Below are 14,932 nucleotides of genomic sequence, written 5' to 3'. Positions count from 1 at the left end.
CCCATGATCGTTCGTCCATTCGCCGCGGCTGCGGTGCTATTGGGGCTGCCGGCCTCGCCGGCCTTCGCCGCCAGCTTCGATTGCAGCAAGGCGGCAACGCCTTTCGAGCGCGCCATTTGCGACACGCCCGCGCTTTCGGCCGCCGACGAGCTGCTGGCCAAGGCATTCGCGACGGCGACGGGTGGGCTGACCAAGGAATCCGTCGTGGCGATGCGCGCCGACCAGCGCAACTGGCTCGATTACGCGCAGGCCGTCTGCACCGACGACGCCAAGCCGCTGACATCGGGCAGCTATGACGAGACGGCCAGCGCGTGTATTGCCGAGCAGTTCCGCTCGCGCAGCACGACCTTGGAACAGAGCCGAATGCTAGGCGGACATCGGTTCTACCTGCAAAGCAATTATGGCGCGCTCCCTGACCCCAACGAGGCCGACAATCCGGATTCCTATTGGAAGGTCGCGAGCCACGAAACGGTTCTGCCACTGCTCGATGCCGATGACCCGCTTGCCGAGGGCTTCAATGCCTATACCCTTGGTTTGGGCGAGGGTCTGTCCGACGGTGATGAGGGTGAATTCGATGCATCTGCTGACTCCGAGGTCAGCATGGTGGTCAAGGAGGTTGCCGGGACCAGTCGCATAACTCTTGAGGTCAGCAGTTATTGGTACGGCCACGGCGCGGCGCACGGCAATTGGGGTGTGAGCTATCGCCACTACTACATTCCCGAGGCGCGGGAAGTGATCGCCGGCGATATCTTCAACGGCGACGATTGGGCCAGCGTGCTGACCGACGCTGCCTGGGAGCAGTTGCAGGCGCAGCACAAGGAATGGCTCGACGTGGATTCCGCCGGCGACATCGCCGAGATCGTCGCCGACCCCACGCGCTGGAGCTTTTCAGACGATTATGGTCTGGTGATCCAGTTCCAGCCCTACGAGATCGCGGCCTATGCCTATGGCGCGCCGACGGTCACCATACCTTGGGAGAAGCTCGACGCCATCAAGGCCGAGACGCAGGAAAGCGTTCGTTTCGGCTACTAAGGCTTAGGCAAGCAGGTCGGCCCATTCCGGATGCCGGCGGAACTGCGCCACCACATAGGAGCAGACCGGCTTGATCTTGAAGCCGTTCTGCCGCGCATCGGTGATGGCGTGGTTGACCAGCTTGGCGGCAATGCCGCGCCCCTCGAAGGCGGGCGGTACGCCGGTGTGATCGATGATGATGCTGTCGTTCTCGCCCTTGCGGAAGGTCATCTCGGCTTCGGCGGTGGGCGAGAGTTTGATGACGTAGCGGCCGCGGGTGGGGCCGTCCTCGCGTTCGACCGTCAGTTCATTGTCGTTCATCAATTTCGTCCCGCTGGTGCAATCATGGACATATGGGCGAGGCCGGGCCCCGTGGCAAGGCGCGGTTCATCACCTCAAGCGCGCGTGATCTCTTCCTGGAGCTCGGGGAACAGCGAGCGCTCGACCAGGAACGGGTGAATGGCCAAAGCGCGGGTCATGGCCTCGATGGCAAGCGATTGTTCGCCCCGGCTTTTGTAGATCACCGCCCGACCCACCAAAGCCCCGAAGTGACGCGGCTCGAATTCCAGCACCTTCTCGATATCGGCCAGCGACGCCTCGTTATTGCCCAGCAGGTAATAGAGCGTCGCCCGCTGGTTCCAGCCCTCGGCATAGGTTGGGTAGTCCACGACAATGTCGTCAAGCAGCGTGATGGCATCGGGGAAGGCGGCGCGCTGACGCAGCATCAGCACATCCTGCATCTTCGATGCCAACACCGGATCGGCCGGTGTGGTCCAGTAGATCCAGATTTGCTGGGCAATCTGGCGGGCAACCGTCTCGTCGGGGGCCGATTTCAACTGTGCAAAAAGAGCGTCGAGGGCCGCGGCCTCCCGCTCGGTTTGCGCCATGGCGGGGGCGAAAGCGGCAACAGCGCCTACGGACCCGAAAAGGGCCAGCAGAACGAACCGATAACGGGCGATCCAGCGGCGCATGCAAGGAGAGTGATCCTCTTTCGCGCCGCCTGCAAGCCCGGCGTCGGATTAGTGCGCGGCGTCCTGTTTGCCCCAGCGCGCCTGCAGCGAGCGGCCGAAGCCGCCCAGCCATGGGGCGAAGAACAGCAGGATGCGGCGGTGGTAATGCACCAGGATGAACAGGCCCGCCAGGATGAGCGTGCCGAAGACGATCACCAGTTCGAGCGACAGGCCGATCGATTTGAGCCAGGCTGTCAGCAACATGCCGGGCAGGATGTGCGCCGCTGCCCAGGCGAAGGCGGAGGTGACGTTGATGATGGTGAAGTGGCCATACTTCATGCCCATGATGCCGGCGACGCCTGGAATGACGGCTTTGACACCCGGAATGAAGCGGCCGATGAAGACCGCCTTGCCGCCGTGTTTGGCGAAGAAGATCTCACCCCGCGCTATGAGATCGCGGTGATTGCGGAAGGGCCAGACCTCCTTGATCGAATCCTTGAGGAAGTGACCGATCGTGTAGGAAATGGCGTCGCCGATAATGGCGCCGATGACGGCTGCGAAATAGACTTCCCAGAAGGGCAGGCGGCCTTCGGCGATGATGCCGCCGGCCATCAGCAGCACGGGCGTTGACGGCACGAAGAGCCCGAGAATGAACACCGCCTCGCCGATGGCGACCGCGAAGATGAACCAGAAGGTCAGCCAGAAGTTGCCCGATATGGCATCGAGAAAGGTTTCGAGGTAGGTCGAGATGGTGTGGAAGAACTCGAACATGGCCGGTTGATCTCATTGCGCGGGAAGAACGGTGCGCAACGCCCACCGACAGTTGACTTATGGCGGTCGGCTCGTCGAGGCTCAAGAGCAATAATGTCGGAGTATCCCGGATGAGTGCGCTTGAATATCACATGATCGCCACAGGGCCCCGCCCGGTGGCGCCGTTTTCTCATGCCGTTGAGGCCGATGGTTGGGTGTTTGTGACGGGGCAGATGCCCACGGACCCCGCTGCGCCGGATGCTCCGCTGCCAGCCGGTATCGAAGCGCAGACGCGCCGGGTCATCGACAACCTCAAGGTGGTGCTTGGCGGCATCGGGCTGGGGCTCGAGCACGTCACCATGGCGCGCATTTATCTGACGCAGTTCGAACGTGACTATGCCGCGCTTAATACGCTCTGGCCGACATTCTTCGCGCCGGGCAAGCTGCCCGCTCGCACCACGATCGGCGTCACGGCGCTGGCCGTCGGCGCGCTCGTGGAGATCGATCTGGTGGCGCGGCGGCCCTAGTGCGTACCCCACCTCTCCCTAGGGGGAGAGGTCGACCCTCTTGGGTCGGGTGAGGGGGCCTTCCCCAAGCACCTCACCCAGTAAAGGCCCCCTCACCCGTCGCTACGCGCCGACCTCTCCCCTAAGGGAGAGGTGAAGGGTGCCGACCTAAGTCCGGCCGAACTCGTCCTCGATGCGGATGATGTCGTCCTCGCCCAGATAGGAGCCGGTCTGGACCTCGATGAGCTCCAGTTCGATCTTGCCCGGATTGGTCAGACGATGGGTGCAGCCGAGCGGCAGGTAGATCGACTGGTTTTCGCTCAGCGTGGTGATGGTGCCGTCAATGGTCACTTCAGCGGTGCCGCGCACCACGATCCAGTGTTCGGCGCGGTGGTGATGCTTTTGCAGGCTGAGCTTTTTGCCCGGCTTCACGAACAGCCGCTTCACTTGGAAGCGCTCGCCGCTCAGCACGGACGAATAGCCGCCCCAGGGCCGATAGGCGGTCTTGTGTATCTCTGTGAGTGGCGCGGTCGCCTTGGCGGCGCGCAGGGTCTTGACCATGGCGCCGACCTTCTGCGCCTCGGACAGCTTGCCGACATAGATGGCGTCGCTGGTGGCGATGACGGCGACGTCCTCGAGGCCGCTGACAGCAATGTGGGCGTGATCGCTGACGATCAATGAGCCATTCACGTTGTCGAGCGTCACAGCGCCCTGGGTGACATTGTTGGCGGCATCCTTGGCGGCGTTCTTCCAGACGGCGTCCCAGCTGCCGAGATCGGACCAGGCAAAGTTGACGGCGATGACGGCGGCCTTCGTGGTTTTCTCGAAGATGGCGTAATCGACCGAGATGTTGGGGGCCGTCTCGAAGGCGGCCTGATCGAGGCGAATGAAGTCGAGGTCGACCTTGGCGGCATCGACCGATGCACGCGCGGCTGCCAGCGTCTCCGGCGCCAGCGTCGCGCATTCGTCGAGGAAGGCGCCAGCACCGATCATGAACATGCCGGAGTTCCACAGATAGCCACCTTCGGCCAGCATTTGTTCGGCCTTGGGCAGATCAGGCTTTTCAACGAAGCGCTCGACCGGGCTGGCGCCGGCGCCGATCTGCGCGCGGGACTTGATGTAGCCGTAACCGGTCTCGGGATGGGTCGGAACGATGCCGAAAGTGACCAGCGAACCCTTGGCGGCGGCACTGGCGGCCTGTTGGACCGCGTCGCGATAACCGGCATCGATTACCACGTCATGATCGGACGGCAGGATGTGCAGCACAGCATCGGGCCCAAACCGCTTGCTGGCAAAGGCCGCAGCGGCGGCGATCGCCACGGCGGTATTGCGCGCGACCGGTTCCAGCAGCACACCGGCGAGCGGCGCCGCAAGTTCGGCGGCCTGCTCGGCCACGATAAATCGATATTCGGAATTGGTGATAACAATGGCCGGTGCATAGATCGCCGGGTCGGCCACGCGGTGCAGCGTCTGCTGGAACAGGCTGGTGGAGCCGGTCAGCGCCAGGAACTGCTTGGGGCGGGCGGCGCGCGACATGGGCCAGAGCCGCGTGCCCTGGCCGCCGGCCAGGATGACGGGAACGATCAATTTTGTCATGGCAGGCAGCCTTTTACACGGAACACGATCTTCTGGCGTTCGGTGTCGATAGCATTTTCGCCTTGAGAAAACGTCAAGCCGAACGCGCCAATCGCTGCCTAAAAATGCACCGGCGCTAATAGCGCCGGTGCCAATGTTCTTCTCAGGCCGAGTAGGCCTTGACGTTCTGGCGCTGCTCGCCGAGGCCGTCGATGCCCAGATGCATGACGTTACCGGGCTTGAGCCAGACCGGGTTTGGCTTGATGCCCATGCCGACGCCCGGCGGGGTGCCGGTGGTGATGATATCGCCGGGCTGCAGGCTCATGAACTGGCTGACATAGGAGACGACATTGGCGACGCCGAAGATCATCGTCTTGGTGGAGCCATTCTGGTAGCGATGGCCGTCGACGTCGAGCCACATGCCCAGCTGCTGCGGGTCAGCAACTTCGTCCTTGGTCACCATCCAGGGGCCGATGGGGCCGAAGGTGTCGCAACCCTTGCCCTTGTCCCACTGGCCGCCGCGCTCGGTCTGGAAGTGGCGCTCGGAGACGTCGTTGACGACGCAATAGCCGGCCACATGGTCCATGGCGTCGGCCTCGTCGACATAGCGGGCTTCCTTGCCGATGATGACGCCGAGCTCGACTTCCCAATCCGGCTTGATGGCGTTCTTGGGGATGATCACATCGTCATTGGGGCCGATAATGGCGCTGGTGGCCTTGAAGAAGATGATCGGCTCGGCCGGTATCGGCGCGCCCGTTTCGGCGGCGTGGTCGGCATAGTTGAGGCCGATGCAGATGAACTTGCCGACATTGGCCACGCAGGGGCCGATGCGATCGCCGGCATCGAGCTTGGGCAGCACGCCGATATCGACGGCGCGGATCTTGGCCAGGCCTTCCGGTGTCAGCGCCTCGCCGCCAATGTCCTGCACGATGCTGGACAGGTCGCGGATGGTGCCGTCGTCTGCCAGGATGGCGGGCTTTTCAGCGCCCTTGGCGCCAACGCGGAGCAATTTCATATCGGTAAGTCCCTTTGCCGTTTGACATCGCTTTAGCGGCTAACATGTTAGCCTGTCGAGGGCGACCTTGGTTCAATCCGTTCGATCGCGCGGCATTTACGCTTTGGGTCGGATAATACCCTTCTTGAGGATGATGTTGCCGTAGAGGCGGCTCTCGCCAGTCTGGACGATGGCATAGCCTTGCTTGACCCGGTCATAGAAGGCGAACCGCTCAAGCGAGCCGAGGCCCATCTTGGGTTCGTGCTGGCGCACGATCGCCTCAAACGCATCCATCACCGGTTCACGCTTGCCGGCATCGCCAACCACCTGCATGCAGATGGCGGCTTCATCGACGAAATCGTCGAGCGGCATCAGCGTCAGGATGGCGTCGAGCACGTCGGTGGCCGAAATGCCGTCGAGCCGCACCAAAGCGGGGCCCGCCGCATCGGCCGGATAGTTGGCGTCGACGATGGCGATCTCATCGCCATGACCCATGGCCCGAAGGATGCCGAGCAGATCAGGGCCGAGGATCGGCGGTATGTTCTTGAGCATGTTGTCTCCTTGGGCGGTGTCGCGCCGCCGTTGTATCATCCTGCCACATCATTCCCGCGCAGACGGGAATGACGCCTGGGGGATCTCCTACCCAAACGGGAAGCTGTCCTTGTCGGTGCCCAGTGTTTCACCGTCGGCGAACAAAGACGGGCGCTCGCGGGCAAAGGCGAAGAGTTCGACCATGACCGCGTCGATATGGGCGCGGATGGCTTTGGTCGCCTGATCCTGATTGCCGGCCAGGATGCCATCGAAGATGGCCTGGTGTTCGGCAATGGTCAGCGCCAGGCGGCGCGGGGTGATGATCAGCCGGCGGGCGCGATCGAGATTGGCCCGCGCGCTATCGATGATCGTCTTGATCTTGGTGAAGCGCATCGAGCGGAAGATGATGTCGTGGAAGTCGATATCAATCTGGTGGAATGCTTCAGCATCGTCGCGGTCGGCCGCCTCGCGCTGAGCCGCCATATTGGCGTGCAGCGCCTCGACCAGCTCGGGCTCGTGCGCGCCGATCAGCACACGCAGGGCCTCCGACTCCAGCGCTTTGCGGATCAGCATGTATTCGCGGACATCAGCAATGCGCACCAGCGAAACGGTCGAGCCGCGCTGCGGCGCGATATCGACCAGCCCTTCGATCTGCAGTCGCGCCAGCGCCTCACTGACCGGAAACCGCGAGACGCCGAGTTCGGCGCAGATCAGCGATTTGTCGATGACACTGCCCGGCGGCAGGGCCAGGGTGACAATGGCCTGGCGGATGGCATTGGTCACATCCGCCGTGACGCTGCCGCGGGCAAGTGTCGTCGGCCGGACCAGAAAAGAATAGGGACTTGCTTCCGTTCTCATGCTAACATGTTAGTTAGTGCCGTGGTGCTTTACAACGCCCATCGCTGCCAATTGCGAGCGCAATCTGGCGGCAAATGGGGACGGCGTAAAGCGAAGTTGAGACCCGTCCCCCGAAAGCTTGTCATGTCTGAAACGATGATCCGCCCCCAGGCCCGTACGCTGGTGCTCAATGCATCAGACAATATCGCGGTGGCTCTGGCCAATCTCGAACCTGGTTCCGAAACGCCGCAGTGCGTCAACATTGTCCGTCGCGTGCCGCGCGGACACAAGTTCGCCACGCGTGGCATTCGCGCCGGCGAGGCGGTCGTCAAATTCGGGCAGATCATCGGCTTTGCCAAGGAAGCGATTCCGCCGGGCGACTGGGTGCATGAGCACAATTGCGGCATGGGCGGCGAAGATGGCTCGCTCAAGCACGACTATGCCTTTGCCGAAGGCGCGGTGGCCCCTGACATGATCCCGCTGGCGCAGCGCTCCACTTTCGAGGGCTATCGCCGGGCCAATGGCCAGGTGGGCACGCGCAATTATGTCGGTATCCTCACCTCGGTGAACTGTTCGGCGACGGTGGCCAAGTTCATCGCCGAGGGCATCAACCGCTCCGGCATTCTCGACGACTATCCCGAAATTGACGGCGTGGTGCCCTTCGTGCACGGCACCGGCTGCGGCATGGAAAGCCGGGGCGAGGGGTTCGACATCCTCAAGCGCACGCAATGGGGCTACACCTCCAATCCCAATCTGGGCGCCGCCATGCTGGTCGGCCTGGGCTGCGAAGTGTTCCAGATCGGCCGCATGAAGGAGATGTATGGCATTATCGAGAGCGACACGTTCCAGACCATGACTATCCAGGAGAGCGGCGGCACCAAGAAGATCATCGAATGGGGCATCGAGCGCATGAAGGAAATGCTGCCGGTGGCCGCACGCGCCAAACGCGAGACCATCGATGCGTCCGAGCTGACGCTGGCCCTGCAGTGCGGCGGCTCTGACGGGTATTCGGGCATCACGGCCAATCCGGCGCTCGGCTATGCCGCCGATATCCTGGTGCGCAATGGCGGCACCGCCATCCTCAGCGAAACCCCGGAAATCTACGGCGCCGAACACCTGCTGACGCGTCGCGCCGTGTCGCGCGAGGTCGGCGAAAAGCTGATCAGCCGCATCCACTGGTGGGAAGACTACACCCAGCGCAACCATGGCGAGATGAACAACAATCCATCCCCCGGCAATAAGCTGGGCGGGTTGACGACCATTCTCGAAAAGTCGCTGGGCGCAGCGGCCAAGGGCGGCACGACGCCGCTCACCGCCGTCTATGAATATGCCGAAAAGGTCACCGAGAAGGGCTTCGTCTTCATGGACACGCCGGGCTTCGATCCGGTGTCGGCAACGGGGCAGGTGGCTGGCGGCGCCAATATCCTGGCCTTCACCACCGGGCGCGGCTCGGCCTATGGCTGCAAGCCGGTGCCATCGATCAAGCTCGCTACCAATTCGGACATGTATGCAAGGATGACCGAGGACATGGACATCAATTGCGGCGATATCGTCGAGGGCGTTTCCATTGAGCAGAAGGGCCAGGAGATTTTCGACTTGATGCTGCGGGTCGCCTCGGGCGAGAAGACCAAGTCGGAAGCCCTGGGCTATGGCGACAACGAATTCGTGCCGTGGCAGGTCGGGGCAACGATGTGAGCACGCAGCAGAAAACGGTCGACTATATCCTCGAACAGAGCGCTGGTGCCGGCGGCATGACGGCCAAGAAAATGTTCGGCGAATACGGCATGTATTGCGACGGCAAGGTCATGGCCTTCATCTGCGACGACCAGCTGTTCATCAAACCGACTGAAGCTGGCCGCGCCCATCTCGGCGAGGTCACCGAGGCCGAAGCCTATCCGGGTTCGAAGATGTATTTCCTCATCGACGGTGACCGCTGGGATGATGCCGATTGGCTCGCTGGTCTGGTCCGGGTGACGGCTGCCGCGCTACCGATGCCTAAGCCCAAAAGGCCGAAGGCCTAGCCTGTGACCTCTTCGGGCTCCGCATTGGCGCGAGCGAAAAAGATCGAAACCTTGACGCCAGCGCCGGGTACTGAGTCCACGGTTACCTTGGCCTTGGCGTTCTGGCCCAGCGAGTGAACGATCAACGCGCTGAGCTTGCCCGGCTTGGGCCAGTTCACGCCTTCCGCCAAGCCGACGCCATCATCGGAGATGGTGACGCGGCAGCCGGTTTCGTCGACCAGCGAATGCAGCGTGATGGTGCCGCCGTCGCGGCCGACAAAGGCATACTTCAGCGCATTGATCATTAGCTCGTTGACCACGAGCCCTGTCGGCATCGCCACATTGACCGATACGGGCCAGGTGTCGACCTGCAGGTTGAGCCGGATGCCCTCCACGGCATGTGCCGCCATCACCGCGGATGCCACCTGGCTAAGATAGACACCGAGGTCGACGCTTTCGGCGTGCCCGTCCTCGGACAGCGATTGGTAGAGTAGCGCCAGCGAACTGATGCGCCCCGCAAGGCGCTGAAAGGCCTGGCTGCCGGTATCGTCGGGCATGTTGCGCGCTTCCAGCCGGATCAGCGCGGTGATCATCTGCAGGTTGTTTTTGACGCGGTGCTGCAGTTCGCGCAGCAGCGTGTCCTTTTCCTGGATCTGGGTCTTGAGGTCGGCCTCGCCCTCCGGTGTCCGCGCGCTCGTTTCCGCCAGGGCGACCAGCCGGAATGCCGGCTTGCCTACATCGTCCTCTATGACGTTGGACCAGGCGTCGACGGTGATTGATCCTTCGCCGCGCTCGATGATGAAAGTGCCGATATAGTCGTCGCGCAGGGCCACGGCCTGACTGAGCGGTTCGCCGTCAGTGCTGGCGACGGCGTCGGGTGGCAAGGCTGCCCAAGGCTTGCCTTCCAGGCGCCCCGCAGGCGTCCCGATCAGCCGCTCGAACTCGATATTGGCGTAGGAAAGTCGTTCCTGGGGGTGCAGATCGGCCACCGCAACACCGAAGGGCACGTGGTCGAGAAACTGCTTGAACCGGTCGCTTTCCAGCGCGTCGGCCAGGTTTGGCGTGTCGAGCAGCTCTTCGACTGGAGCCGTCTCATGATCTTTGTCGGTCAATACAAAATTCCGCCTCTACGCTGCCCCTCGCCAATCATAGCATGATCGATCGGCGTCTGGGCAGGGATTACCGCATTCGAGCGGCCTTCAGGCGAGTCGGTAAACCGATCCCGATCGATCGGCGCTTGCCCTTGCGTCACCAACGTCGCCAACGGCGTACGAAGCCACGCGCTCCAACCGGTCGAGCGGCAAATCCCGCCGATCGGGATCACCGATCAGCACGGCCATTCCGGCCGCCCGGCAAAGCTGCAAAAACGGCAGCATCAGCCGGCCAACCTCGGCATTGTAGAACACGTCCCCTGCTGCAATCAGGTCGAAGCCTTCAGGCGCTTCGGCCAGATCGACATCGGTCAATGAGATCACAACCCCATTAGCTTCTGCGTTGAGAGCAATCGCCGCCTGGCCGTTCGGATCAATTTCCGCGGCGAACGCCCTTGCCCCGGTCCTGGCCGCCGCAATCCCGACAAGGCCCGAACCGGCTCCGAGGTCGAGCACGCGTTTGTCCGTCACCGCTTCCGGGTACGCCCGAAAATGATGCGCCAGGGCCAATCCGCCCGCCCATTGATAGGCCCAGTAGGGTGGTGGCGGATCGGGGTCGTCGCGATCGGCTAAACGAGACAGCCGACTACCGGGATGGGCGGTATAGAGCCTGATCTCCGGCAGCGACGGCACGGGTTCGAGCCGCAGGTTTTGCGTGATGAACGCCGCCCGATCGAACCTCAAGGGCGCTGCAGGCCCGTCGCGCCGACATAGATCGACATCAGGTACTGGCTGGAGGTGATGAACAGCCGGTTGCGTCGCGGTCCGCCAAAGGTGACGTTGGAGGTCGACTGGCCGGTGCGGATACGGCCGAGCAGACCACCGGCCGGGTCGTAGACATTCACATTGGGGCCGGCACTGGTCCAGATATTGCCATCGGTATCGAGCCGGAAGCCATCGGGCAGGCCGCTGTCGATATGGGCAAAGATATCCGGATTGGTCAGCCGGTCGCCATTGACGGCGAACTTGCGGATATAGGCCGGCACGTCGGGGTTGTGGCTGCGACCGGTATCGGAAACGTAGAGGATGCTCTCGTCGGCCGAAAAGGCCAGGCCGTTCGGCTTGGCGAAGTCGTCGGCGACGACGGTCAACGCGCCATTGGCGGGATCGAAGCGATAGACATAGCAGCCGTCCTGCTCCTGGTCCGACTTGTAACCTTCGTAATCGGTCAGGATGCCGTAAGTGGGATCGGTGAACCAGATGGTGCCGTCGGATTTGACCACGACGTCATTGGGCGAATTGAGGCGCTTGCCCTGGTAGCGGTCGACCAGCGTGGTGACGGTTCCGTCCAGCTCGGTGCGCAAAACCGCCCGCGCGCCATGCGAGCACGATATCAGCCGGCCCTCGCGGTCGCGGGTATTGCCGTTGATGTAATTGGACGGCGCGCGGAAGGGCGCGACGCCGACATCGGGTATCCAGCGCAGCAAGCGGTCGTTCGGAATGTCGCTCCAGACCAGGTAATTGCCATCGCCGAACCAGACCGGGCCCTCGGCCCAGCGGCATTGGTCATACAGCACCTCAAGCGCTGCGCTGCCATGCGTCATGGCCCCGAACTTTCTATCGATGACCTCGAGCGCCGCGCCGCCTTCTGCCATTGTCGTCCTCCATTTTGCCGGCATTTGATGGGTAAGCCGGGAATCATGCAAGGGCTACCCACCGGCCGTCACCCTCGGGCTTGACCTGAGGGTTCTGCACTTGCGGCGGCTTCACCAAGTATAGACCCCTCGGGTCAAGCCCGAGGGCGACGATCGGGGACGAGGGTAGCACCTGCGAGCTATCCCGCTTATCCCCGCCCCCAGAAACTGTGCCATCCTCTCCCCATCACCCCGGATTGACGGGTGGCGCTGCAGCGAACTGCGGCCGGGGTGGTGCCGGGCCGTGCGTCGCTGCGCGTGCAGGTTCGAGTACTGGCCGGCTGCGGCGAGCGTCCGCAGTCCGCGATCCCCGAGTACTGTTCCAAAAACCGGCAACCCCGAGGCGGCTAACGTCTCATACAAATTCATACACGGGGCGGTGGCCGCCTCGGGGCCCGCTCGTTGACGATAACCGCGATCCAGGCGGCAAACTTGGCTGCGCCACTCCACCGATTGACGACTAACATGTTAGTTGCTACGGCAAGTCAAACCGGAGTTTCCGCATGCCCGCGCTCGATAAGATCCTCACCGTTGACGAGATGAAGACGGCTGCGCGCCGCCGGGTGCCCAAGATGTTCTTCGAGTATGCCGATAGCGGCAGCTATACCGAAGGCACCTATCGCGACAACGAGAGCGACTTCAACAAGATCAAGCTCAAGCAGAAGGTCGCGGTCAATCTCGAGGGCCGCAACCTCAAGACCACGATGCTGGGCAAAGAGATCACCATGCCGGTGGCCATCGCGCCGGCGGCGACCGGCGGCATGCAGGTGGCCGATGGCGAGATCAAGGCGGCCAAGGCGGCCGAGAAATACGGCATTCCCTTCGCGCTCTCGACCATGAGCGTGTGCTCGATCGAGGACATTGCCGAGAATACCAGCGCGCCGTTCTGGTTCCAGCTCTACGTCATGCGGGATCGGGCCTTCATCGAGCGGTTGATTGACCGCGCCAAGGCGGCCAAGTGCTCGGCGCTGGTGCTGACCATGGACCTGCAGATCCTGGGGCAGCGGCACAAGGACATCCATAACGGGCTGTCGACACCGCCCAAGTTCAATGCCTATTCGGTCTGGCAGATGATGCAGCACCCGCTGTGGTGCCTGGGCATGCTGGGAACGAAGCGGCACACCTTCCGCAATATCGTTGGGCATGTTGGCGGCGACCACGACCTGGCCTCGCTCTCGGCGTGGACCGCATCGCAATTCGACCCGACGCTGAATTGGGCCGACATCGCCTGGGTCAAGAAGCGCTTTGGCGGTCCCGTCATCGTCAAGGGCGTTCTAGACCCGGATGACGCCATCGCAGCGGTCGACAATGGTGCCGACGCGGTGATCGTTTCCAACCACGGCGGGCGGCAACTCGACGGCGCGCCGTCGACCATCCGGGTGCTGCCCGAGATTGTCGATGCCATCGGCAAGCGGACCGAGGTTTATCTCGATAGCGGTATCCGCTCCGGTCAGGACGTCCTCAAGGCCATGGCCTATGGCGCCAAGGGGACGTTCATCGGCCGCCCCATGCTCTATGGCCTGGGTGCGGGCGGCGAAGCCGGCGTCACCCGCGTGCTCGACATCATCCGCAAGGAACTCGACACGACCATGGCCCTGTGCGGCGAACGCGACATTCTCAATGTCGGCCTGCACAATATCTACTCCAACGACATTCCCAAACGGAACGCGCCGGTGGTTATCCCCGATACATCCGGTCGGCGCTAACATCGCCCTCGGTGAGCTGGTCATAGACTGCGCCGGCCACTGCCTTCATCTGCGCTTCCGGCAAGGTGCCGACCACCGTGCAGGTGATGCGAGCATTGGCCCAGTAAAAGGCCTCGGCGCCTTCGTATTGGGTGAACTGATAGGCCGGTTGGCGGTCGGGCAGGGCGGCGGTGACGTAGATGGTGATCCGATCCTTGGCGGCATTCTCATACATCAGTTGTGCAGCCCGGCCGCCCTTGTCCGGCTCACCGGGCAGCAGGCGTCCGCCGACCAGGGTAAAGCCCTGGGCATTGAGGTCCGGCATGCCGAGCGGCGTGGCCAGGCGGTTGGACAGCCAGGTGGACAGATGTTCGCTGTCATTGCTGGCGACTTCCACGGCATGCCGGTTTTCGGCGACATAGACTGTGTGGGCGTTGACCGCGTCGGCGATCAGGGAGGCGCTGGCGGGGCGGGCGTCGAAGAGCGGCCGCGCGAACCAGCCTGCGCCCAGGCCGAGGCCGACCAGCACGATGGCGGCGGCCGCCCAGCCCCAGGAATTGGCGCGGCGGCGGCTCAGTTCGGCCGCCAGGCGGCGTGGCTTGAGGCGGGCCGGAACGGCTTCAGCGCCAGCTGGGGCGAAGAGGGTCTTGATGGCGTCGGTCTGGCGCTGCAGCAGCGCCACTTCCGCCGCTGCGTCCGGATTGGTCGTCAACGCGGTCTCGACGGTGGCGCGCTCGTCAGCGTCGAGTTGCCCATCGGCATAGGCCATCAACATGTCGCGGGTGACCTCGCTCATTTGACCGTCCTCAGATGGGGCTCGACCGGAGAGCCGGTGATTACGCGCAAGGTGGCGCGGGCCCGCCCCAGGCGGCTCATCAGCGTGCCCATCGGCACCTTCAGAATGCCGGCGGCTTCGGCATAGGGCAGGCCTTCGAGGGCAACGAGCAGCAAGGCTTCCTTTTGCTCCAGTGGCAATGTGTCGATGGCACGGGCCATTTCGGCCAGCGCGATATGGCCCGGCTGCGGGGCCGGGGTCGATGGCTCGGGAACCGCATCGATGTCGACGGTCTCGCCCCTTCTATGGGAGGAACGAAGCGCATTGCGATAAAGGTTCAGCAGGATCGTAAACAGCCAGGCGCGGACCGGCCCTGACGGACGGAACAGGCCGCGCCTGGAGATGGCGCGTTCGAGGCAGTCCTGAACCAGATCGTCGGCCAGGTCGGCATTGCGCGTCAGCGCCCGGGCATAGCGCCGCAGGGCCGGTACGCAGGCTTCGACCTGATCGAGAAACTGATCCACAGACAGCCT

17 protein-coding genes are annotated in these 14,932 nt (G+C 63.2%); 5 read left to right on the top strand and 12 right to left on the bottom strand.

What is annotated here, in order from left to right:
- Positions 1–3: 3 nt before the first annotated feature.
- On the top strand, positions 4–1,032 hold the full coding sequence (locus MF606_RS17990) for a DUF3298 domain-containing protein (RefSeq protein WP_240230704.1): 1,029 nt from the start codon (positions 4–6) through the stop codon (positions 1,030–1,032).
- A gap of 3 nt (positions 1,033–1,035) precedes the next feature.
- Here MF606_RS17990 and MF606_RS17985 read toward each other — a convergent pair whose 3' ends face one another.
- From MF606_RS17985 to MF606_RS17975, 3 genes are all read right to left on the bottom strand, one after another.
- Positions 1,036–1,332, bottom strand: a complete 297-nt coding sequence (locus MF606_RS17985) for a GNAT family N-acetyltransferase (protein WP_240230703.1) — start codon at positions 1,330–1,332, stop codon at positions 1,036–1,038.
- Between the two features lie 74 nt (positions 1,333–1,406).
- Positions 1,407–1,982, bottom strand: coding sequence for a tetratricopeptide repeat protein (locus MF606_RS17980; RefSeq protein WP_240230702.1), 576 nt, complete (start codon positions 1,980–1,982; stop codon positions 1,407–1,409).
- A gap of 48 nt (positions 1,983–2,030) precedes the next feature.
- Positions 2,031–2,732, bottom strand: coding sequence for a DedA family protein (locus tag MF606_RS17975; protein ID WP_240230701.1), 702 nt, complete (start codon positions 2,730–2,732; stop codon positions 2,031–2,033).
- 131 nt (positions 2,733–2,863) lie between these two features.
- Here MF606_RS17975 and MF606_RS17970 point away from each other — a divergent pair, with 131 nt between their 5' ends.
- The gene (locus tag MF606_RS17970) at positions 2,864–3,238 is read left to right on the top strand and encodes a RidA family protein (RefSeq protein WP_420842266.1); all 375 of its coding nucleotides are present in this window, start codon (positions 2,864–2,866) and stop codon (positions 3,236–3,238) included.
- A 147-nt stretch (positions 3,239–3,385) separates the two neighbouring features.
- On the opposite strand, the gene MF606_RS17965 is transcribed toward MF606_RS17970, so the two are convergent.
- The 4 genes from MF606_RS17965 to MF606_RS17950 all read right to left on the bottom strand — a co-directional run bounded on the left by MF606_RS17965 (position 3,386) and on the right by MF606_RS17950 (position 7,175).
- A complete protein-coding gene (locus MF606_RS17965) occupies positions 3,386–4,813 on the bottom strand; it encodes a mannose-1-phosphate guanylyltransferase/mannose-6-phosphate isomerase (RefSeq protein ID WP_240230699.1) in 1,428 nt (475 codons plus the stop codon).
- Positions 4,814–4,955: 142 nt separating this feature from the next.
- Positions 4,956–5,807: a fumarylacetoacetate hydrolase family protein gene (locus MF606_RS17960; RefSeq protein ID WP_240230698.1), complete on the bottom strand. Its 852-nt coding sequence runs from the start codon at positions 5,805–5,807 to the stop codon at positions 4,956–4,958.
- Between the two features lie 96 nt (positions 5,808–5,903).
- On the bottom strand, positions 5,904–6,338 hold the full coding sequence (locus MF606_RS17955) for an RbsD/FucU family protein (RefSeq protein WP_240230697.1): 435 nt from the start codon (positions 6,336–6,338) through the stop codon (positions 5,904–5,906).
- A gap of 87 nt (positions 6,339–6,425) precedes the next feature.
- On the bottom strand, positions 6,426–7,175 hold the full coding sequence (locus tag MF606_RS17950; protein ID WP_240230696.1) for a GntR family transcriptional regulator: 750 nt from the start codon (positions 7,173–7,175) through the stop codon (positions 6,426–6,428).
- A gap of 123 nt (positions 7,176–7,298) precedes the next feature.
- Between MF606_RS17950 and MF606_RS17945 the strand changes: the two genes are divergently transcribed.
- Positions 7,299–8,849, top strand: coding sequence for a UxaA family hydrolase (locus MF606_RS17945; protein ID WP_240230695.1), 1,551 nt, complete (start codon positions 7,299–7,301; stop codon positions 8,847–8,849).
- Positions 8,846–9,175 (top strand): TfoX/Sxy family protein, encoded by a 330-nt coding sequence (locus MF606_RS17940; protein ID WP_240230694.1) that lies wholly within the window; start codon positions 8,846–8,848, stop codon positions 9,173–9,175. The genes MF606_RS17945 and MF606_RS17940 overlap by 4 nt, the downstream gene beginning before the upstream one ends.
- Here the strand turns inward: MF606_RS17940 and MF606_RS17935 are convergent.
- The 3 genes from MF606_RS17935 to MF606_RS17925 form a co-directional block, all read right to left on the bottom strand.
- Positions 9,172–10,266, bottom strand: coding sequence for a sensor histidine kinase (locus tag MF606_RS17935; protein ID WP_240230693.1), 1,095 nt, complete (start codon positions 10,264–10,266; stop codon positions 9,172–9,174). The two genes, MF606_RS17940 and MF606_RS17935, sit on opposite strands and share 4 nt — an antisense overlap.
- Before the next feature lie 87 nt (positions 10,267–10,353).
- The gene (locus MF606_RS17930; RefSeq protein WP_338084387.1) at positions 10,354–10,815 is read right to left on the bottom strand and encodes a class I SAM-dependent methyltransferase; all 462 of its coding nucleotides are present in this window, start codon (positions 10,813–10,815) and stop codon (positions 10,354–10,356) included.
- Positions 10,816–10,985: 170 nt separating this feature from the next.
- Positions 10,986–11,900 carry an SMP-30/gluconolactonase/LRE family protein gene (locus tag MF606_RS17925; RefSeq protein ID WP_240230691.1) on the bottom strand — a complete coding sequence of 305 codons (915 nt, stop codon included), beginning with the start codon at positions 11,898–11,900 and terminating at the stop codon, positions 10,986–10,988.
- Between the two features lie 542 nt (positions 11,901–12,442).
- Here MF606_RS17925 and MF606_RS17920 point away from each other — a divergent pair.
- The gene (locus MF606_RS17920) at positions 12,443–13,645 is read left to right on the top strand and encodes an alpha-hydroxy acid oxidase (RefSeq protein WP_240230690.1); all 1,203 of its coding nucleotides are present in this window, start codon (positions 12,443–12,445) and stop codon (positions 13,643–13,645) included.
- On the opposite strand, the gene MF606_RS17915 is transcribed toward MF606_RS17920, so the two are convergent.
- Both MF606_RS17915 and MF606_RS17910 read right to left on the bottom strand, forming a co-directional pair.
- A complete protein-coding gene (locus MF606_RS17915) occupies positions 13,617–14,420 on the bottom strand; it encodes an anti-sigma factor family protein (protein ID WP_240230689.1) in 804 nt (267 codons plus the stop codon). The two genes, MF606_RS17920 and MF606_RS17915, sit on opposite strands and share 29 nt — an antisense overlap.
- Positions 14,417–14,923, bottom strand: coding sequence for a sigma-70 family RNA polymerase sigma factor (locus MF606_RS17910; protein WP_240230688.1), 507 nt, complete (start codon positions 14,921–14,923; stop codon positions 14,417–14,419). The genes MF606_RS17915 and MF606_RS17910 overlap by 4 nt, the downstream gene beginning before the upstream one ends.
- Positions 14,924–14,932 lie beyond the last annotated feature (9 nt).

The sequence above is a fragment of the Devosia lacusdianchii genome (genome assembly GCF_022429625.1).
Classification (GTDB): domain Bacteria; phylum Pseudomonadota; class Alphaproteobacteria; order Rhizobiales; family Devosiaceae; genus Devosia; species Devosia lacusdianchii.
Note: the sequence above shows the minus strand (reverse complement) of the source record. Positions and strands in the feature narration are given on the sequence as shown.

Excerpts from the sequence above, each read along its gene's own strand:
- MF606_RS17980 (WP_240230702.1), bottom strand. The coding sequence starts at position 1,982 with ATGCGCCGCTGGATCGCCCGTTATCGGTTCGTTCTGCTGGCCCTTTTC.
- MF606_RS17920 (WP_240230690.1), top strand. The coding sequence starts at position 12,443 with ATGCCCGCGCTCGATAAGATCCTCACCGTTGACGAGATGAAGACGGCT.
- MF606_RS17955 (WP_240230697.1), bottom strand. The coding sequence starts at position 6,338 with ATGCTCAAGAACATACCGCCGATCCTCGGCCCTGATCTGCTCGGCATC.
- MF606_RS17960 (WP_240230698.1), bottom strand. The coding sequence starts at position 5,807 with ATGAAATTGCTCCGCGTTGGCGCCAAGGGCGCTGAAAAGCCCGCCATC.
- MF606_RS17985 (WP_240230703.1), bottom strand. The coding sequence starts at position 1,332 with ATGAACGACAATGAACTGACGGTCGAACGCGAGGACGGCCCCACCCGC.
- MF606_RS17945 (WP_240230695.1), top strand. The coding sequence starts at position 7,299 with ATGTCTGAAACGATGATCCGCCCCCAGGCCCGTACGCTGGTGCTCAAT.
- MF606_RS17990 (WP_240230704.1), top strand. The coding sequence starts at position 4 with ATGATCGTTCGTCCATTCGCCGCGGCTGCGGTGCTATTGGGGCTGCCG.
- MF606_RS17925 (WP_240230691.1), bottom strand. The coding sequence starts at position 11,900 with ATGGCAGAAGGCGGCGCGGCGCTCGAGGTCATCGATAGAAAGTTCGGG.
- MF606_RS17965 (WP_240230699.1), bottom strand. The coding sequence starts at position 4,813 with ATGACAAAATTGATCGTTCCCGTCATCCTGGCCGGCGGCCAGGGCACG.
- MF606_RS17950 (WP_240230696.1), bottom strand. The coding sequence starts at position 7,175 with ATGAGAACGGAAGCAAGTCCCTATTCTTTTCTGGTCCGGCCGACGACA.
- MF606_RS17970 (WP_420842266.1), top strand. The coding sequence starts at position 2,864 with ATGATCGCCACAGGGCCCCGCCCGGTGGCGCCGTTTTCTCATGCCGTT.
- MF606_RS17975 (WP_240230701.1), bottom strand. The coding sequence starts at position 2,732 with ATGTTCGAGTTCTTCCACACCATCTCGACCTACCTCGAAACCTTTCTC.
- MF606_RS17915 (WP_240230689.1), bottom strand. The coding sequence starts at position 14,420 with ATGAGCGAGGTCACCCGCGACATGTTGATGGCCTATGCCGATGGGCAA.